Annotated in this window: 16 protein-coding genes; 13 read left to right on the top strand and 3 right to left on the bottom strand. The window is 61.9% G+C overall.

Going from position 1 to position 18,365, the window contains the following annotated elements:
- The first annotated feature begins 72 nt into the window (after positions 1-72).
- The 6 genes from BFD71_RS32740 (at position 73) to BFD71_RS32715 (ending at position 6,379) form a co-directional block, all read left to right on the top strand.
- Complete coding sequence (locus tag BFD71_RS32740; protein ID WP_069268401.1) at positions 73-1,386, top strand: MFS transporter; 1,314 nt, start codon at positions 73-75, stop codon at positions 1,384-1,386.
- A complete protein-coding gene (locus BFD71_RS32735; protein WP_069268400.1) occupies positions 1,383-2,513 on the top strand; it encodes an amidohydrolase family protein in 1,131 nt (376 codons plus the stop codon). The genes BFD71_RS32740 and BFD71_RS32735 overlap by 4 nt, the downstream gene beginning before the upstream one ends.
- 543 nt (positions 2,514-3,056) lie before the next feature.
- A complete protein-coding gene (locus BFD71_RS32730) occupies positions 3,057-3,839 on the top strand; it encodes a COG4705 family protein (RefSeq protein WP_069268399.1) in 783 nt (260 codons plus the stop codon).
- Between the two features lie 38 nt (positions 3,840-3,877).
- Entirely contained in the window at positions 3,878-4,324 is a 447-nt protein-coding gene (locus BFD71_RS32725) for a hypothetical protein (RefSeq protein ID WP_069268398.1), read from the top strand.
- Between the two features lie 55 nt (positions 4,325-4,379).
- Positions 4,380-5,045, top strand: a complete 666-nt coding sequence (locus tag BFD71_RS32720; protein WP_069268397.1) for a response regulator — start codon at positions 4,380-4,382, stop codon at positions 5,043-5,045.
- Complete coding sequence (locus BFD71_RS32715; RefSeq protein WP_069268396.1) at positions 5,021-6,379, top strand: sensor histidine kinase; 1,359 nt, start codon at positions 5,021-5,023, stop codon at positions 6,377-6,379. The genes BFD71_RS32720 and BFD71_RS32715 overlap by 25 nt, the downstream gene beginning before the upstream one ends.
- Positions 6,380-7,169: 790 nt before the next feature.
- On the opposite strand, the gene BFD71_RS32710 is transcribed toward BFD71_RS32715, so the two are convergent.
- Complete coding sequence (locus BFD71_RS32710; RefSeq protein WP_069268395.1) at positions 7,170-8,546, bottom strand: hypothetical protein; 1,377 nt, start codon at positions 8,544-8,546, stop codon at positions 7,170-7,172.
- Between the two features lie 867 nt (positions 8,547-9,413).
- Between BFD71_RS32710 and BFD71_RS32705 the strand changes: the two genes are divergently transcribed.
- On the top strand, positions 9,414-10,001 hold the full coding sequence (locus tag BFD71_RS32705; RefSeq protein ID WP_069268394.1) for a hypothetical protein: 588 nt from the start codon (positions 9,414-9,416) through the stop codon (positions 9,999-10,001).
- A gap of 102 nt (positions 10,002-10,103) precedes the next feature.
- Here the strand turns inward: BFD71_RS32705 and BFD71_RS32700 are convergent, their stop codons facing one another.
- The gene (locus BFD71_RS32700) at positions 10,104-12,146 is read right to left on the bottom strand and encodes a ParB/RepB/Spo0J family partition protein (protein ID WP_069268393.1); all 2,043 of its coding nucleotides are present in this window, start codon (positions 12,144-12,146) and stop codon (positions 10,104-10,106) included.
- A 218-nt stretch (positions 12,147-12,364) separates the two neighbouring features.
- On the opposite strand from BFD71_RS32700, the gene BFD71_RS32695 reads away from it, so the two are divergent.
- From BFD71_RS32695 to BFD71_RS41640, 6 genes are all read left to right on the top strand, one after another.
- Positions 12,365-12,781, top strand: a complete 417-nt coding sequence (locus BFD71_RS32695) for an antirestriction protein (protein ID WP_069268392.1) — start codon at positions 12,365-12,367, stop codon at positions 12,779-12,781.
- Positions 12,782-12,832: 51 nt separating this feature from the next.
- A complete protein-coding gene (locus BFD71_RS32690) occupies positions 12,833-13,660 on the top strand; it encodes a DUF932 domain-containing protein (RefSeq protein WP_069268391.1) in 828 nt (275 codons plus the stop codon).
- A gap of 51 nt (positions 13,661-13,711) precedes the next feature.
- Positions 13,712-14,020 (top strand): hypothetical protein, encoded by a 309-nt coding sequence (locus BFD71_RS32685; RefSeq protein ID WP_069268390.1) that lies wholly within the window; start codon positions 13,712-13,714, stop codon positions 14,018-14,020.
- Positions 14,021-14,083: 63 nt separating this feature from the next.
- Positions 14,084-14,314, top strand: a complete 231-nt coding sequence (locus BFD71_RS32680; RefSeq protein WP_069268411.1) for a DUF3717 domain-containing protein — start codon at positions 14,084-14,086, stop codon at positions 14,312-14,314.
- 1,133 nt (positions 14,315-15,447) lie between these two features.
- On the top strand, positions 15,448-15,738 hold the full coding sequence (locus BFD71_RS32675) for a transcriptional regulator (protein WP_069268389.1): 291 nt from the start codon (positions 15,448-15,450) through the stop codon (positions 15,736-15,738).
- A gap of 44 nt (positions 15,739-15,782) precedes the next feature.
- Positions 15,783-15,923 (top strand): hypothetical protein, encoded by a 141-nt coding sequence (locus BFD71_RS41640; protein ID WP_176732989.1) that lies wholly within the window; start codon positions 15,783-15,785, stop codon positions 15,921-15,923.
- Positions 15,924-16,465: 542 nt separating this feature from the next.
- Here BFD71_RS41640 and BFD71_RS32670 read toward each other — a convergent pair.
- Positions 16,466-17,860: a replication initiation protein gene (locus BFD71_RS32670; RefSeq protein ID WP_069268388.1), complete on the bottom strand. Its 1,395-nt coding sequence runs from the start codon at positions 17,858-17,860 to the stop codon at positions 16,466-16,468.
- Between the last annotated feature and the right edge of the window lie 505 nt (positions 17,861-18,365).

The raw sequence follows: 18,365 nt of genomic DNA, 5'->3' as shown, positions 1-18,365 counted from the left end.
ACCCACAAAGAATCACCGAGCCGCAGAGGCCACTGAGCCTTCTGCGCGCCTTGATTCGTCTGGAGACGAGACATGACATCCATTTCATCGAACACCACGACAGGCAGCGTGGTGGCTTCCACCGTCGAGCAGTCTGCGGTTAGAAAAGCCGCGTGGCGGTTCATTCCGCTACTCGCGCTTGCGTATTTCTTCAATTATCTTGATCGCACCAGCGTCGGTTTCGCGGCGTTGACGATGAATCACGATCTTGGCTTGAGCGCCACGCAATTCGGCTGGGGTGCGGGCATCATGTTCGCCGGGTACTGTGTGTTCGAGGTTCCGAGCAACCTGGCGCTATACCGCTTCGGCGCGCGACGCTGGCTTGCCCGCATCATGATCACGTGGGGCTTTTTCGCAGCGGCAACCGCGCTCGCCGTGGGGCCAAAAAGCTTCTACGTGATCCGCCTGCTGCTCGGTATCGGTGAGGCCGGCTTCTTTCCGGGTGTGATCTTTTTTCTCGCGGTCTGGTTTCCGGCTAGCTATCGCACTCGCGTGCTCGCATGGTTCACCGTCTCCACGCCGCTGTCGTCGCTCGTCGGTGGTCCGCTGTCCGCGGGACTGCTCCATATGGACGGTGTCCTGGGACTGGCGGGCTGGCGGTGGATGTTCATCGTTCAAGGACTGCCCGCGTGTGTCCTCGGTTTTCTGGTACTGAAAATGTTGGCGGACAAACCCGCCGATGCGAAGTGGTTGTCCCAGGAGGAACGGCAAGCTCTTCAAGGCGCGTTCGATCGGGAAGGCGCGTCCGGTCAGAAAAAGAAAAATTTCGTCGCAGCGTTGAAGGACGTACGCACCTACATTCTTGCGATGATCTCCTTCGGCTTCACGATGGGCTCTTACGGCATCGGTATCTGGCTGCCTCAGATGCTGAGGGCTCACGGGATGAGCGTGACGCAGACCGGCTGGATGTCGGCCGTGCCTTATTTCTTTGCCACAATCGCATTGCTCTGGTGGGCAAAGCGGGTCGATCGTCGCGGCGGCCCGATCGCCAATCTCGCCGCAGGGCTTTTGATTGGTGCGATTGCGCTGGGTGTCTCGACGTATTTCCATCAACTGGTTCCGGCCATGACCGGCATTACGCTGGCGTTGATCGGTACGATTGCGGGCCGCACGATCTTCTATACGCTCCCGGCCCGGTTCCTTTCCGGACAGGCGGCTGCGGGTGGCCTCGCCTTCATTAACTCCATTGGTGCGCTCGGCGGATTTGCGGGACCGTACCTGGTGGGTTATCTGAAGGACAGTTTCGGTACGTTCTCGGCCGGCATGATTGGTCTTTCGATCGTGCTAGGCATCACGACTTTGCTGACCTTGTCGCTTTATGCCTTTGGCCGCGGGGAACAGGAATGAACAAATGCCCTTCGCCGCGGCGCCGGCAGCTGATTGGCGCTGCCGCAGCATCATTGATTTTCCCCGCTGTCACTCTGCGTCAGGCATTTGCAAGAGAGGAAACGCATCCCGTGAGTACAACCAGCAACTATCTTTCCGTTCGGGCTGACTGGCTCGCTTCCGGCACCGAAGCGGCGCTTGAGCCCGACCTGCCGATCGTCGACGCGCATCATCACTTTTATGATCGTCCGGGCTGGACCTATCTTCTCGATGAGTATCTTCAGGACGCGCAAGCGGGCCATAACCTCACCGCGTCGGTGTTCATGCAGGGGCTGACACGATATCGCCCGTCTGGTCCTGAGTCGCTGCGCCCGGTCGGAGAAATCGAGTATGTTGCTGGCGTCACGGCACCTTTGCAAAAAAGCAAGCCGGAGGTTGCGAAGGGTATGGTCGGCTATGCAGATCTTCGCAGGGGAGCGGCGGTTCGCGATGTTCTCGAAGCAGAACTGCATGCCGGAGATGGTCGGTTCCGTGGCGTTCGACATCTCGTTACCTGGGATGCTGACCAGACGCTCGTCAATCCATTGTCGGCGGCGCCTCGAGGGCTGCTGCTCGACTCCGGCTACCGGGCAGGCGTCGCACAACTGGCTCCGCTGGGCCTGTCGTACGACGCATGGCTATTCTTCCCGCAGTTGCCGGAGCTGTTCGACCTGGCGAAGGCCTATCCTGATACGCCTTTCATCATCAACCATTGCGGAGGCGTGGTCCGGATTGCCAGCTATGCAAATCAGCGCGCAGAAGTGTTTGATGCCTGGTCCCGCTCGATGCGTACGCTCGCCCAGTTGCCGAATGTCTATGTGAAGGTGGGCGGCCTCGGCATGCGCATTAATGGCTTCGAGTTTGAAAAGGGCGAACGTCCGTCGTCCTCGGACGATTTGGCCAAAACATGGAAGCCATGGATGTACACATGTATCGAGGCGTTCGGTGCAGAGCGCTGCATGTTCGAGAGCAACTTCCCGGTGGACAAGGGTTCCTATCCATTCAGCAACGGTTGGAACGCCTTCAAGAAGTTGACTGCGCACGCTAGCGCTGGCGAACGCGAGGCTTTGTTCCGCGGGACCGCGCGCAAGGTTTATCGCCTTACGTGAGCGCGTCGCATGGAGCGGCGGCAGGCGGCAGGCGGCAAGCCTGGAATGACCGCTGTCCTTCCGACAGCTGCCTTCGGGCAATCCGTTGCGTATGACCGGATGGGGTCGGCTGCTGCCGAACGTCTGGACTTCGTCAAACGCTGAACTCCTATACCTTTTCCCAAATTCGGCGTAAGCCGCCGACGAACGACCCTGGCGAAGTGTGCCCACACGTCGTCAACGCTTACGTCGGGGGCAACAGATCAGAAAACCGCATCCGTTGTCATTGCTCGCCAGACCGCCACGCGGCGACGTGACCTGCCCGAGGAAAAGCCCTTTGTCGGACGTGCCGTCGCCGAAGTTCGGCGCTGGCGATTAAGCGCCCGTTCGCAGCGGCCCACCGGAAAGTGACGAACCGGCCCAAGTCGATATGCCCCCTGTTTAACGCCCACCTGCCGTAAATGTATGAGCGGGGAAGCGGCTCCCGAAGAACCCGGCTAAGGATCTGCTAAGTCTGAGTGTTCAGACTGCAGGTCTGTCACCCGATTTCCGAGGAGCCACCGCATGACCTACACGTCCGATCGACCGGCGACACGCTGGCTCAACAAGGTGCCCGCGATCACTTTCGCGTTCTGGATCATCAAGATCATGTCGACCACGGTCGGCGAGACTGGTGCCGACTTTCTCGCGGTCAACGCGGGATGGGGACAAGGCGCAACGCGCGCGCTGATGACGTCGCTGCTTGCGATCGCGCTCATTCTGCAGATGCGCACGCGCAGGTACACACCATGGATCTACTGGCTTACGGTCGTGCTCGTGAGCGTCGTCGGCACGCAGATTACCGATTTGCTCACCGACGGCCTCGGTGTCAGCCTCTACATCAGCACGGGCGTATTCGCCATTGTGCTCGCGGCATTCTTCGCGATCTGGTATCGCGTCGAGGGCACCCTGGCGATCGACGCGATCGACACGGCGCGTCGCGAAGGGTTCTACTGGGCCGCGATCCTCTGCACGTTCGCGCTCGGCACGGCCGCCGGGGATCTCGCGACCGAAGCGCTGGGTCTCGGCTTCTCGCTCGGCGCGATGTCGTTCGGCATCCTGCTGGCTGCGGTCTACACAGCATGGCGAATCGGCGCGAACGCGGTTCTCACGTTCTGGATCGCGTACATCCTGACGCGACCATTCGGGGCCTCGCTCGGCGACCTGCTCACGCAGTCGCGCAGCTACGGCGGGTTCGGCATGGGGGCCGCTTCGACGAGCCTGCTGTTCCTCACCGTGATCGTCGTGCTCGTCGCCGTCGCGCAGATCGGCGCGAGTAGCCGCGCGCGCGTCGAGAGCGCCGAGTGACCGTCACGTTTCTTTCAACATCGAATCGAGGATTTTTCATGCGTTATCCCACCACGCTTTCGCGTCTGCTCGTTGCCGTTTCCGTGTGCGCTGCGCTCGGCCTCGCGGCCGGTTGCTCCAGACAGACCGGCAGCGCCGCCGCATCGACCACGGCGTCCGCCGCCGCACAGGGCGGTTCGCCCGCAAGCGCGTCGAAGCTCGGCGACCTCTCCCAGTTCCGCAGGATCGCGACCGATGTGTCCGTTCTCGTTGCCAGGGGCGACCTGGCTGGCGGCAAGACACGCATCAAGGATCTCGAGATCGCATGGGACGAGGCTGAAGCTGGCCTGAAGCCACGCGCGGCCGGCGACTGGCACGTACTCGACAAGGCGATCGACCGCGCGCTCGAAGCGCTGCGCGCCGACCACCCGCAGCAGAGCGACTGCACTGCCGCGATGGACGACCTCCTGCACACGTTCGACACGCTCGCCGGCAAGACCTCGTGACGCGCATGCGAAAATCACAGACGCTGATTCCGGCTATCGCTCGTGGAGTGGAGGCATGCGAATACTGCTTGTCGAAGACGACCCGATGATTGGCGAAGCTGTCCAGGCTGCGCTGAAGGACGCGTCGTACGCGGCGGATCGCGTCACGGACGGCGCGCTCGCGCTGACCGCGTTCGCCGCGCAGCGCTATGACCTGATCCTGCTCGACCTCGGCCTGCCCGGCCGGGACGGCCTCGGTGTGCTGGCCGGCATCCGCGCGAAGGGCAGCGCGGTACCGGTCATCATCATCACCGCGCGAGACGGCCTCGACGACCGCCTGCGCGGGCTCGACGGCGGCGCCGACGATTACATCCTCAAACCCTTCGAAATGGCCGAACTGCTCGCGCGGATTCGCGTGGCGATCCGGCGTCAGGTCGGCTCGGCCGCGCCCGTGATGAGCAACGGCATCGTGTCGCTTGACCCGGCGACACGCGAAGTCGCGGTCGGCGAGTGTACGCCGGTACAGTTGTCGAACCGTGAGTTTTCGTTGCTACGCGCGCTGCTCGTACGCCCCGGCGCGATCCTGTCGCGCAGCGAGCTCGAGGACCGCATCTACGGCTGGGGCGAGGAAGTCGAAAGCAACGCAGTCGAAGTCCTGATCCACTCGCTGCGCCGCAAGCTCGGCAGCACTGTGATCAAGAACGTCAGAGGTGTCGGATGGATGGTGTCAAGAAACGGCTGAAAGAATCGATCCAGTTCCGCCTGTCAGTCGCGCTCTCGGTTGCGATCCTGGTCGTCGCGACCGCGGCGGCGGCCTTCTCGTTCTCGTCGGCGTACGTCGAGGCACATGAATTCCAGGACGACGTGCTGCGTCAGATTGCGACGCTGCTCGATCGTCAGAGCGCGCCGATGCCTGCTTCGCCGACCGGCAGCGCCACACGCACGCCGGAAAGCGACGAAGTACCGCGCGTGATCGTCGAACCGCTGAACCGCGACGGGGCGCCGCTTGCTGCCAGCGACCGGCGACTCGCCGGTGCAGCGACGCTGCCGGACGGTTTCCATACGCTCGATGCGGACGGACAGACGCTGCGCGTGCTGATTCACACGCTCGCGAACGGCGAGCGTATCGCAGTCGCCCAGGATGCGGGCGTGCGGGATGACACCGCGCGCGAAGGCGCATGGCGGACAGCGATGCCGCTCATCATCCTGCTGCCGATTCTGCTGCTGGTCGTCGCCGATCTCGTACGCAAGATGCTGCGGCCGGTCGCGTCGCTGTCGGCCGAAATCGACGCGCGCAGCGAGCACGACCTGCAGCCAGTCGAGACCGATCACCTGCCCGCCGAGGTGCGGCCGTTCGTCGTGGCGATCAACCGGATGCTCGGACGTGTGGCGCAGTCGGTCGATGCGCAGCGCCGCTTCGTCGCCGACGCAGCGCACGAGCTTCGCTCACCACTCACGGCGATGTCGCTGCAGGCGGAGCGGCTCGGCGAGACGGATCTACCTGTTGACGCACGCGCGCGCCTGACCACGCTGCGCGGCGGCCTTGAGCGCAGCCGCAATCTGATCGAGCAGTTGCTCGCACTCGCACGGATACAGGCGAAGACAGCGCGGCCCATGGAACCGGTGTCGGTCCACGCGACCTGGCGGCGTGTGCTCGAAGACCTGATGCCACTTGCTGAAGCGAAGCATATTGATATCGGCGTCGAAGACGGGCCGGATGTGCGAGTGAGCGTCGACAGCATCGAGCTGACGACACTGATCAAGAATCTCGTCGACAACGCGATTCGCTACACGCCAGACAGGGGACGAGTCAATCTGGCCGTCCGGGAGACAGGAAGTCAGGCGCTGTTGACCGTTACCGACAACGGCCCGGGCATCTCGCCGCACGAGCGTGCTCGTGTGTTCGATCCGTTTTATCGCATCCCGGGTAACGAGCAGATCGGCTCAGGGCTCGGACTGGCAATCGTCCGGACGATTGCCGAGCGGATGGGTGCCGAAGTGAGTCTGGCACCCACCGACACGCATACGCAACGCGGCTTGCGCGTGTCGATGCGGATTCCATCGCAATCTCGCTGATCTCGCTGATCTCGCTGTGAGCGCACATCTTCCCGCCTCCGTCAGTCCGTACCCGGGGTGTCGTCAAGCCTCGGAAGTTTAAATTGACCCGGGCGGCGAGCGCTGATGGTCGCAAAGCCACGGACTTGATGAGCGGCCAATCCGCGATCTGACGTCCTCGTACAGGGAGCAGGGACGTAACTGTGTCATGGATGAAGCGGAACACCACGGCCACTACCACCGGTCACTCCGCAAGCGCGCCATCCTGATCAGAAAAGGCCGCCCTGCCGCGTGTCCCGCGCCGGGGGCAGCGACGCCCGGGCGCGCCGGGCCGCCGCACGTGCGCGACCAGTTCCGCCCTCGCCGCTCAGGAAGCCCGTCTCGCTGCCAAGCGTCAGGCCATCGGATCGATACGAGCCCGACACGTCAGGAGGTACACCACTCCCGCAGTTACCTCACTTGCTGGAGACGGGGGTTTTGCACCGTCTGCCTATGCTGGGAGGTTGGGCGCCGAAAGACCGTTAGTCGCATTTATCGGCCGGACGACCATCGCGGTTGGCAGCAGACGGGATTTGACAGTTGGCCCGGTAATGTTGAAAAAGGCGCATTCGGTAATGGGCGCCCCGCAGCCGTCAACCATTGCGCACGGCCGCAACGATATTCACAACGGTCGGCAAGCTGTGACGCCCCCCAGCATGGCCGCTACCCAGGCGTCGTGGTCGGCGTCGCGCTGGTGATGGCGCGTGAGTCGCCGGCAAGAAGCGGAGCATCAATCAGAAAGATGAGCGGCTGACGGGGCACCGTGAATCGTTCAGACTGGCCTGGTCTGCGAAACACCGGCGAGATGCAGGATCTTTGCTGCGACCCTGCGGAAAAACGCGTCGTCCCGTTCCTTCTGGGCAGCATCATCAGCGACGCGATGCTCGATCAGAATGCCGCGGCGCTTCATGATTTCCTGAGTACGCAACTTGCGCTCGAGGTAGTCAGGATCGTCGGCGCCCATCGTCTCGATGACGATACGGTGCAGCCGTGCCGCAACGCCAACCGCTGCCACCGATCGGAACGTCAGTTCAAAGTCGGGGCGGCACCACTGGCTCGGCGCGTCGGTCCGCCTCACCTCCCGGTCAAAGAGCGGTTTCCAGAGCGTCACGTCAACGCCGTGCTTTTTGACCCACGCCATGACGTCGAACAGCAATTTCAGCGTGACTCGCTCATACCGGCTGTCCAGAGGTACGGGGCGCGCAAACGAATACGCATGCTGCGCGAACGCTTCCCGAACGCGCGCGTTGCCGTCGCGATCGCGGTCTACCACGCCGAGCACCCAGTAAGGGGGCTGCGTCAGTCGCTGATCGCGGCCTCCGGCGCGGATACCCTTTTCCGGGCGAAGAATGCACTCGCCCATGCTCGTTTTCTTGATTGCAGCGCCTGCGCGAAGCTCGTCGGCGACGAACAGCAGTAGCGCACTGCGTGCCTTCTTTTTCGGCCATACCAGGGCGTCGACCTCTGTCATCTTCTCGTTGAGATGTGTCCATGGCTTGAAATAGAGTATCTGCGAGAGTGATAGCTGCGGGCTCAGCGCCTGATCTGCTGCATATGCCTCGAGCCGCTCCCACGTTCTGGACTTGTCATTTAACGCGTCGACGTGCAGCCGTGCGAACCCGGCGTCGTCAAGAAGCGTGTGCAGGATGCGTCCGAGCCGCGGCAGGCGGCGCCCCCTTTCGCCAACGCCGCCCCCTGATCCCGTCGAGCCGCCCGGTCGTGCCGCGCCTTCATTCAGATCATCCAGGTAGTCAAGCGCGTCGCCCACTGGTCTGAGCGGATTGTGCTGGCCAGGGCGCGCGCAATCATCGTCCGGCTCAACGTCTTCCGGCTCCGGTGTCTGCCGGAACGACGCCAGGGCGCAGTGGTGCTCGCCGTATTGATGCATGCGCACGAAATGACGCGGGCCGTCTTCACGCATCCGAGCGGTCAACCGCGGCCGGCCACCGGGTGCTCTGACGCAGTCGCACTCGAGCCACAGACGCACATGTCGTCCGTCGTGCATCTCTTCGAGCACGGCTTCCACGAGTCTGACGTCCTCAGGCCGCACTTGCTGTCCGTCGCCGCAGAACCGCCGCACAGCTGCAGCTTCTTCAGCACTCAGATGTCGCCTCACCGTCCCGGGGTGATCCCGCTCGACAAGTTCCATGTTGCGCTCAGTGTGAGAGTCGGACGAGCATTGCGAGGCTGTGCACGCGCAGGAGCGAAGCCTTGTAGTCCAGAAACCCGCCATGCATCTGGCGGGCGAACGGTGGGATGGATACAGCTGCGCGTGTAGCCGTGTCTGATACAAGCGGTGCCAATGGTTCGGGGCGCGAACGACAGCCGTTGAAGGCGGACGATGCGTGATGACTGACTGCTCATGCGCACAAGACCGTCTTCGGCAAGAGTGCAAAGCATGTCGTTGATCTGCACCATCGACGTATCGAATCGCCTGGCCAGCTCGCCCGCAAGGTACTCGCGGCTCGACTCCATGATCTCAAGCATTCTTGCAGAATTGAGTTTCATCGGACTCCCCAGGAACAATGCTGAGAATATACTGCCGTCGCCAGGGTCCCGTCGCCGCCCGCGCATGAAAAGCCCGAAGTGCACAGCTGGGAGCACGCCAATTTCGTGCTCACGGACATCGCGCACGCCGACGCCTTTGCGAAGATGCGCATACAATTCCTTTGGTGAAAAACTCCTGGTGCGCCCAGACGCACGTGCCACCGGTCTGTCTGCAAAGCAGCGCCGAGCGCGCTCGTTGGCGGCGGCTGCCGGGTTCTCCAAGGGGTATCCCCTTGGAGCACGCTATATGTAGACGGAAATGCGTCAGCATTTCCGTCTACATATACGTCGTGCCTCGCCCCGCAGCCAAGCGCCGGTCGATAGATCACGTATGGACCAAAATGAATCGACGCTCAATCATTTCTGGACGGCCTGCGGATCATGAAAGATCGCATACCTAACAGATAGGATGCACCTTTCGATCATTCGCGGCATACTGTGTCCGTTCCCCCTGACGTGAGCGCTCAAAATGGACGCCCTGATTGCGGTACAACGCGCGCAACGCCTCGACACCCTCGCGGCTTCGTCCGATGGCCGGTCCAAGACCGCCCAGCTTCGCGACGTGTTCGAGAGCGTTGAACGTGCCATTCGCTCGGGCGTCCGGTACGCCGCGATCATCCAGGAACTCGCCGCAACCGGACTCGTCTTCACCTATCAGACCTTTGCTCTGACACTCAAAAGAATCCGGCGCGAACGGGGCATCGTGTCCCGCCTCACGCGCGCGCCACAGGCGGAAACTGGCCCGGCAGTCAGTCGCGCTCCCGCAGACGTGCCAAGGCAGGCGGCTAACCCGGTAGCAGCCGAACGCGGTGTGCCCGACAGTGAAACTGGCGTGGCCCCGGCTGTGGCGGCCGCGCGCCCCGCGGTGCGTGAGCGGCGCCCGATTGCGCCTGTCGGTGCAAAGCTGCCCGACGACTGGCTCACCGCAGAACTGACGCTTGAGCAGAAACACCTGTTGACGCACGAACAACGCATAGCGCGCGCAGATGCCAAGGTCAAACAGTACTGGCCCAACCCGTTCGACCCGGTGCCCCCCGAAAAAGACCAACCGGCATGAGCGCCGGTAATTTGACCCTGCATTCGCACGTGCAATGAAAAACCGCCCGGACTTCCATCCGGACGGCTTCGTGTGGACTACTCGAATGCGCGCGACGCGCGCTCAGTACGGCGCGTCTTCCTCCTCGCCAGGCGAGGCCTGCGCTTCGGACACTCCGTCCGCTTCGGCTGCAGCGGCGTCGCCGTTTTCGTCGTATTCCTCCTCGTCATCCTCGTGGTAGCCGTACGTGACGCGCTCCGGTACCTCCCGGTTACGCAGCACTTCCGGCAGCCAGCCCGAGTCCGTCATGCGAAGTTCCGCCGTCGTCGCTGCAGCGTCCTTCTTCATGCCGCGCACTTCGCTTGCCGCCTGGGGCGATACGCTTTCGCCCACAACGGCAGCAATCCGGTCTTTCGCCACGTGTTCGAAATACCCGGAGCGCGTCGGCTTCCAGTAGCGCGAAAGATCCACCGCAAGCGTGTTCGAGATCTCGTTCACCGCGTGCGGGCGGTCTGCGCTGCTGATCCCGTCCACCGTCGCCGCCACGCAGAACGCGAAGAGATTCGACAGCACGTCCTCGCCCTGTTCCAGCAGCCATGGCAGCAGGTCTGCCGCGCGCCTGGGCAGCATGCGTGACCACTTCTCGCGTTCGCCTTCCAGTGCCTCCCAGGCCACGCTCTCGCCCATGTCGTCGGCATTCGATACCAGCGCCTCGCGCGTCGTGTGCACGTCGATCCTGACCGCGTAGTCCAAATACGCGCGCCCGTACACGTCATCGAAAACGACCGGAATCATGCGCTGCATCAGCACAGCAAGGGCTACGGTCGGTTGCTGCGCAAGCTCGATCTGGACGGCGGCGGTACGGTGCGCGGTCAATCGTTTGCACAGCTTCTCTCCGTGCAACGGACGCTCCTTCGGTGCGCGCGCCGCACCTGCGCTCACCGCGTGCGTTGCGCGTGCCTGCGCAGTCGGTGCCTCCTCGCGTCGCACCAGCCCCCGCTCAATACAGACTCGGCCCTCGTCATCGAGATAGACATATGCGCCTGCCTGCTTCATCTCTTCCGGGTCGAACGCCTCGAAGCGCTCCGCGTACTGGTCCACGGCAAACGTCGCCGCCGTGGCCTCAGCCTCCAGACGCTCGCCCCGTTCTTCGTCCGGCTCACCGTCCTCGTCGTTGTACGCGTTTAGCGCGGCCTGAGCGGCGTCGGTCGTTGCGGTGAGCGCGGCCAGTTCGGCTTTCTCGTCCTTCGTCGGCTTGCGGGTGGTCGAGCCGATCCGGCCACAACGCAGGATCTCCATCGCCGGGTATTGCGTCCGTGCCTCGATCCATTGCCAGCCTTCCCTTCCGACCGCCTGGGATAGCTCGATCAGCCGTTCCGTTGCGAGCCGGTGCAACAGTTCGGCATCTTCCAGGTATCCCGCGTTTGCGTCGTCGCTGAACAGGTCGCGCCTCACGCGTCCGCCTGCCGCCTCGTAGGCGTCCAGGCCAACAAACCGCGCCAGGGCGCTTTCGCGTGCATCGATTGCCGCGAGCGTGATGGCCTTGCGCAACTCGTCCGGTCGGCGCTGCCAGCTATTGACGGCTTCGCCCCATACGCGTTCCTGCGTCGCGCGGTCATCAGCCAGGGCCAGCACCTTCGCCTGTTCGTAGTCGAGCCTGTCATTACGCAACAGGTCGAGCAGTGACGGCGAAAGGTTGGCGATTTTCAGCGCGCGGCGTACCGCAACATCCGGCACCGCGAACAGCGCTGCGATATGCGCCACGCTCTTTCCTTCCTCCATCAGCAGCCGGAATGCCACGCACTCATCCGCCAGATGCATCGCCTCACGTTCGCGGTTTTCGATTAGCGACGCGGCGACGGCTTCGCCCTCGCTGACGATCAGGACAGGTACTTCGTAGTCTTTAGTAATCCGCCCCTGCTCAACCAAAAGGTCGAGTGCAGCCAGGCGGCGCTGGCCCGCGCATACGCCAAGTTTCGGCAACTTCGCGCGGCCCTTCATTTCATGCACGACGAGGTTCTGCATCAAGCCTTTTTCGCCAATGGTTTCGGCCAGGGCTTCGATGCCGGTCGGCGCTTTCTTGCGAACGTTCAGGGATGACAGGCAAAGGCGGTTGTATGGAACGTACTGAATTCCACCGGCTGCGTTCGAGGTGGGTTCGGTCATCAGATTTCTCCGGTTCGGCCATCGCTTCATTGCGAGGCACAACTCTATTATATAGGGCTTTTAGCCCTTATAATGGCAATTGAAAAATATGATTTATCATCTATTTCAGTATACACATCCAATCAAAAAGCCGTAATCATTCATTTATAGTTAGGGCTTTTAGCCCTAATATAAACGTGTGCCTCGCAATGAAGCGATGGCCGAACCGGAGAAATCCGATGACCACTGAAGTTCAAAACCGCGTTACTTCTTCTGTCGTTCCCGACGAGTTGCGCCTGAAAGTGCTACTGCGCTACCTCGGTCGTCACTACCTCACAGGGGAATCCTTGGTGTATGACTGGGCCGCTCGTCTGTGCAGCAGATACGAGGGAGGTTTCTGGCATTTCTTCTCCCTCTCCAATGACGGCTTTTACATGGCTCCGGCCGATTCGGGCCGCGTGCATGTGCGCTGGCATATGAACGGCTACAGCGACATGATGGGCGCGGATGCCTTCGGCATTACCGTCACCCTCTTCGCCCTCTGTCACCTCGCGGAAAAGACCCTTGATGACACGATCATCGAGCGTTACCACCAGTTGCGTGAGTTCGCCACGCAGCACGTTGAAGCCGCGAACATCCTGCGCGCCATCGACTAACCGACCGGCCCCGGCCCCCGGGCCGGGTTGGCTCCTTCATTGGGGAATCAAATGAACAAGCTTACAACTCGTTTTAGCGGGAATGCCGTCGCGCTGCGTTCGCAGCATCCTCTGACGAATGACCAGATTGCAGAGGTTGCGCCTTCCATTCTTGCCCACACCGCGCACGAAAGCCGTTCGGCGCGCTACAGCTACATTCCGACAGTCGATGTACTCGACGCCCTGCGCAAGGAAGGGTTTCAGCCTTTCATGGTCTGCCAGACCCGAGTGCGCAATGAAGACATGCGCGATTTCACCAAGCACATGATCCGCCTGAGGCATGCCGACCAGATCGGCGGTCGCGAAGCCAACGAGGTTATCCTGGTCAACTCGCACAATGGCGCATCGAGCTACCAGATGATCGCCGGAATGATTCGCTGGGCCTGCCAGAACGGCATCGTATGCGGCAACGTGACGAACGATATCCGCATCCCGCACAAGGGTGATGTGATTGGCGAGGTCATCGAAGGCGCATTCAAGGTGGTGAAAAGCTTTGATGAGACGGCAGCGCAACGCGAAGGGATGGCGGCAACGGTGCTCGATGAGGGCGAACAGGTCGCCTTCGCCCGCGCAGCGCTCGCGTTGCGCTACGACGAGGGCGCGCCTGTGCCAGTGACGGAACGGCAGATTCTCGCGCCGCGTCGCGTCGAGGATCAGGGCTCCGATATCTGGACCACCTTCAACCGTGTGCAGGAAAACATGATTCGCGGTGGGCTGCACGGTCGGAACGCGAAGGGCAAGGCGACCACGACCCGAGCCGTCGCGGGCATCGATCAAAACATCCGTCTGAATCGTGCCTTGTGGGTGCTGGCTGACGAACTGCGCCGCCTGCGCGGCTAACCGGATCGCCCCGGCTTTGCGGTCGGGGCGCACCCAGAAAGGGGATCTCACATGGATCTGCTCAACACCCGTCCTACGTGGCTGTCCGCGCTGCTGCCGCTCCTGGCTGTTTGGCAGTACGGAGACCGTGACATCGTTCGCGGCGAACTATATCGCATGGCCCTGTCGGCTGACGCGGCGGCACAATCCGCCGATGCGCTCCGGCGCATTGCCAGCATGCTCGATCACAACGGCAATCCGGTAGAGATGCGTCGCGAGGAATTGCGCGCCATCGCCCGCGTCGCCCTGGCTGGTTTCGAGCGCGTGCCACCCTACGCACCTGTTGCCACGCTCATGGAGCACGACGGGAATCTGCATTAAATTTTGACATCCTTAATAATATTCAACGCCCGCGTAGAAATCGCGCGGGCCCGTGACGCAACCATGACTACCGTCTTAACCATTACTGAAATTGAACAGGCAATCAACTACTGGTGCGCACAGGAATCGCGTGGCCAGGGCGGGGCGCTGTGTGCGAAAGCGCGCCCCCTGGCTGAAGTGTACGGCCTGATGATCTACGAGCGCGCCACGTCTGTAGCGGTGTCGCGGCTCACGCCCGAACAGGTCGACGCCGTCCGCAAGGCGCTTGGAAACCAGCAACCGCCACCGTGTTAGCCTCGCGATCTGTCGCGACGCTAACCGAACTGCCGCGCGCTGGCGTCCATCCCCCTGCAGGCCAGGAGGTTGGATAATCGCGGGAGCATCGCGCGCGCCGCGCGCCCGGATCGAGGCGCACGGGGTCCCCGATGGCCGCATCGTCGGACATGGGGAGAGCGCCGGCGCGCCGCGTAAGCGGCGGGACGATCCGGTACGGCCCAGGCCGACCAGCCCGGGTCGTCAAGCGTCCGCAGGGCGCGTGTATCCCCCGCGGCGTAAGCCGTGGGGGCTGGATAATTACGGGAGTATCGCGCGCGCCGCGCGCCCGGATCGAGGCGCACGGGGTCCCCCATGGCCGCGTCGTCGGACATGGGGAGAGCGCTGGCGCGCCGCGTCAGCGGCGGGACGATCCGGTTTAGCCCAGGCAGACCATGGGCCGGGGTCGTCAAGCGCCCGCAGGGCGCGTGTATTCCCCGCGGCGTAAGCCGTGGGGGCTGGATAATCACGGGAGCATCGCGCGCGCCGCGCGCCCGGATCGAGGCGCACGGGGTCCCCCATGGCCGCGTCGTCGGACATGGGGAGAGCGCCGGCGCGCCGCGTCAGCGGCGGGACGATCCGGTTTAGCCCAGGCAGACCATGGGCCGGGGTCGTCAAGCGCCCGCAGGGCGCGTGTATTCCCCGCGGCGTAAGCCGTGGGGGCTGGATAATCACGGGAGCATCGCGCGCGCCGCGCGCCCGGATCGAGGCGCACGGGGTCCCCCGTGGCCGCATCGTCGGACATGGGGAGAGCGCCGGCGCGCCGCGTCAGCGGCGGGACGATCCGGTTTAGCCCAGGCAGACCATGGGCCGGGGTCGTCAAGCGCCCGCAGGGCGCGTATTTCCCCCGCGGCGCGAGCCGTGGGGGCTGGATAATCACGGGAGTATCGCGCGCCGCATGCTCGGATCGAGGCGCACGGTGTCCTCATGACCGCAAGTCGAACATGGGAAGAGCACCGGAGCGCCGCGTAAGCGGCGGGACGATGCGGTAGAGCCCAAGGCGGCCACCAACCGGGGTCGTCAAGCGCCACAGCGCGCATGTTTCCCCCTCGGCGTAAGCCGTCGGGACTGGATCGTCACGAAGTACATGGAAGAATTAGCGGTTCGAGGTAAGGATGAGCTATCAAATTGAAATCCGGGCCGCCTGCCTGCGATCGGCGGAGGACGGCTGGGAACAGCCGAACGGAGCCGAAATTCAGGAGGTTATCCGTCGCACCGGCTTGCCGGGACGCGCGGTTGCGCGTTATCTCGGCTTGTCAGAATACGGCGGTCGGCAGGTGCGCCGCTGGATCAGCGAAGACGCCGCAATCCCTTACTCGGCTTGGGCCTTGTTGTGCGACCGGGCCGGGCTCGGGTGTATCTGGCGCCCAGCAGCAGACCGCGCCGGGCTGGATCCACTCCCATGACCGTGCATGTTTCGCCCGCGCAGACTCGAGGGGATGCTTTCTAGATGCAGTTGGCAATCGGGAAGCGGGAACTGGAAAGCGGGCGGGTGATGCACGAGCTCGTCAACGCCCGCCGCGCGTCGACGAACTGCGAGGCGGAAATCACTCACCTGCGGGTGACGACCCACAAGATTTGCCGCATGTGATCCATCACGCTTGAAACAGGCAGGTCGGCAGTATTCTTGCCTGACTGGGCGCCTCGGGCCTCCTGCTTCACGACGCGCGGGTTCGGTAACGCATAGCGGCGATCGCACCACGGTGCGTTCTAACAGCTATCGATCGATCCCTGCTGATGCCCAACTATGCTGATGCGGATTTTCGCTTGCACGCGATGCGAAATCTCAGCTAGGAAAATCGCCATTCTATTTTCAATGCCATTCGATCAGGTCTCTCACGCACCCGACCTATAACTCGGCAATCCGGACGAATTGTTGCGGAAGGTGAATACCCGTCATAAAGCGAGATCGAGTGGAAGATCGATATGCGCGCTACCCATCAACCGGTCTGTCTCCAACTCAATAGGCAAAGCGTGGAGGTGCATCCGCGACGCGGCCACCTTCAGCTGCCGCACGAGAAGCATGGTGGTGAAACGGTCTCGGTTAACGCAACAACCGCGAATGCGAGCTAGCGAGCTAGAGGGAGATGCTGAGCAGGTCTACAAGGTGTAAAGCCGAGAGCTCGCGTACCGTTAAGCCTTGGAGGCGGCCTTCGCTTTGGTGCGCAGAAACACGAACGAGTAGAGCGCAAAGGATAGATCCTTATGCGCCAGCACGTCCGACTCATGAATCGTCGCCGGGTTGAGCTTCACCCGCTTGATGGCCAGTTTACCGGCCGCGGAGGCGATAAAGGAACGCATGAAGTCTTTTTGCGCCTTACCGTCCGCCTTGTGATACGCCTCACGGCCGAGGTCAGCATTCTCGACGGTCTGTGTTTTGCTGCGCTCCTCTGCCGCCGCAGTGCTTGCGGCGACGGCCGCTGTCGCCAATTGCTTCGCGCTGAACTCCACCCTCTCCTGTTCCTGCTGCTGTTGCTGTACCGTTAGCATTTTGCGATCAGCGTCCGATAGCTTGTAGCCGTCGGTGATAGCTTTTAGCAGGTAGGCGCCCGGACTCTTCTTGACTTGGCCGGAGTCGACCTTGGCGCGGGTGTATTCGATCGCCTGAAGAATACGCTCATCCGACCACACGGCGCGGTTTTGCGAGATGGTGTTGAACTGCTTTTCTGTGAAACCGAATTCGTTCTTCAGCGTCGTGTATATCTCTTGCGCGCCAAGCAGGCTCGCTCGAACGGCCCCAGCGGTTTCCTTTCGCGTCAGCCTGAAACGAATCCGGTCAATCTTTTTCGACTTCGGGCTCACGGTGCGAGTCTCGTAGCTCAGATCGATGTCCGAGACTGCGTTTATCTGCTTAACCGCCTTGTCGAGGTTGTCGCGTTTGAAATACTTGAATTCGGTTGCAGTCGACGCAGCCTTCCCTGGCCAAGCACGTACCACATCGATTTCGATCCACTCGGTTATGCCTTCCGCCACGTAACCGATGACGTGGTCGTAAATGGCTCGAGCATAGGTAAGCGTAAAGGCAGAGGTGATTCTCAGACTCAACCAGTGCGACTTTACCGGGTCCTTGATGTGCGGAATGAGCGGCTCAGGAACCGCAAAAGTGATGCGCCCTTTGTCGATACCCACGATACCGATGAGCTGTACGGACACCCACTTCTCGTCCTCCGCGGACGTACTGCCAGGGGGCGAGGCCGAAACTTGAATTAAGGCTTTTTGAGCCTCGGACACCACTGTTCGCAGGTGCTTGTAGTTGTAACTGTCATAACGCATGAGCCATCGGAAGTAGCTCAGCTCGACGTCATAAACCTTCGGGGTGGTCGGCTCCTGCGCCACGATGAAGTGCGCTGCATCCAGGAATCGCCTGGCTGTAATGCCAACATCGGTAATGTCGATAAAAACGTTGTTACGCTGATAGCCAATCTCCTTCGTCGATTCGTTGATTGGCGTATCGGTGGCGAGCATCTCCTCGAACAGCTCAAACGACAGCTGGCGCGAGGTTGCGCGCGTCATGATGTTGTTTGCCATCGAGGTGCCTGTCCCTAGTTGCCGGTCGCGCAGACTGTAGCACACGTAGGTGAGATGTCAAAACAAAAAGACTCACCATGACGGGGACCGTTTCAACAAATCTGCTCACCTTCCTCTAGGCACATGTCCGTTCAACAAATCTGCTCACCTTTCTGCTTTCGAGAGGCAGAAAGCCTCGGGGCGACGGTTGTATGTTTTTCAGAATCTCTTAAAAAGCAAAACGAACGAACAAACTACAGCGAAAAACAAAGATTCTTAAAAACAATGGGTTAGTCCCATGTAGGTGAGCAGTTTTGTGCCTGAGGTGAGGACTTTTGTGGACCGAAAGTGAGGAGAAATCCATTGCGAGCGTGAGAAGTTTACCAGCGCAAAGTGAGGGATTCTGTGGCCGCAGATTGACGGTGAGCATTTTTGTTGAATGTTGCACCCGGTTGCGGAAAGCCTTACCTGACGGGGTCCTCGGCCGAAAATCGCTCGAAATGGGTGAGTCGTTTTGTTGAAGCAT

Source organism: Paraburkholderia nodosa (assembly GCF_001718195.1).
Taxonomy (GTDB): Bacteria; Pseudomonadota; Gammaproteobacteria; order Burkholderiales; family Burkholderiaceae; genus Paraburkholderia; species Paraburkholderia nodosa_A.
The sequence above is the reverse complement of the archived record's forward strand: the minus strand, read 5'-3'. Positions and strand labels throughout refer to the sequence as shown.

Bases quoted from the DNA above. Each gene is read 5' to 3' on its own strand.
- BFD71_RS41640 (WP_176732989.1), top strand. From the start codon at position 15,783: ATGCAGTTGGCAATCGGGAAGCGGGAACTGGAAAGCGGGCGGGTGATG.
- BFD71_RS32695 (WP_069268392.1), top strand. From the start codon at position 12,365: ATGACCACTGAAGTTCAAAACCGCGTTACTTCTTCTGTCGTTCCCGAC.
- BFD71_RS32680 (WP_069268411.1), top strand. From the start codon at position 14,084: ATGACTACCGTCTTAACCATTACTGAAATTGAACAGGCAATCAACTAC.
- BFD71_RS32725 (WP_069268398.1), top strand. From the start codon at position 3,878: ATGCGTTATCCCACCACGCTTTCGCGTCTGCTCGTTGCCGTTTCCGTG.
- BFD71_RS32720 (WP_069268397.1), top strand. From the start codon at position 4,380: ATGCGAATACTGCTTGTCGAAGACGACCCGATGATTGGCGAAGCTGTC.
- BFD71_RS32740 (WP_069268401.1), top strand. From the start codon at position 73: ATGACATCCATTTCATCGAACACCACGACAGGCAGCGTGGTGGCTTCC.
- BFD71_RS32700 (WP_069268393.1), bottom strand. From the start codon at position 12,146: ATGACCGAACCCACCTCGAACGCAGCCGGTGGAATTCAGTACGTTCCA.
- BFD71_RS32685 (WP_069268390.1), top strand. From the start codon at position 13,712: ATGGATCTGCTCAACACCCGTCCTACGTGGCTGTCCGCGCTGCTGCCG.
- BFD71_RS32710 (WP_069268395.1), bottom strand. From the start codon at position 8,546: ATGGAACTTGTCGAGCGGGATCACCCCGGGACGGTGAGGCGACATCTG.
- BFD71_RS32730 (WP_069268399.1), top strand. From the start codon at position 3,057: ATGACCTACACGTCCGATCGACCGGCGACACGCTGGCTCAACAAGGTG.
- BFD71_RS32735 (WP_069268400.1), top strand. From the start codon at position 1,383: ATGAACAAATGCCCTTCGCCGCGGCGCCGGCAGCTGATTGGCGCTGCC.
- BFD71_RS32715 (WP_069268396.1), top strand. From the start codon at position 5,021: ATGGATGGTGTCAAGAAACGGCTGAAAGAATCGATCCAGTTCCGCCTG.
- BFD71_RS32675 (WP_069268389.1), top strand. From the start codon at position 15,448: ATGAGCTATCAAATTGAAATCCGGGCCGCCTGCCTGCGATCGGCGGAG.
- BFD71_RS32670 (WP_069268388.1), bottom strand. From the start codon at position 17,860: ATGGCAAACAACATCATGACGCGCGCAACCTCGCGCCAGCTGTCGTTT.
- BFD71_RS32690 (WP_069268391.1), top strand. From the start codon at position 12,833: ATGAACAAGCTTACAACTCGTTTTAGCGGGAATGCCGTCGCGCTGCGT.
- BFD71_RS32705 (WP_069268394.1), top strand. From the start codon at position 9,414: ATGGACGCCCTGATTGCGGTACAACGCGCGCAACGCCTCGACACCCTC.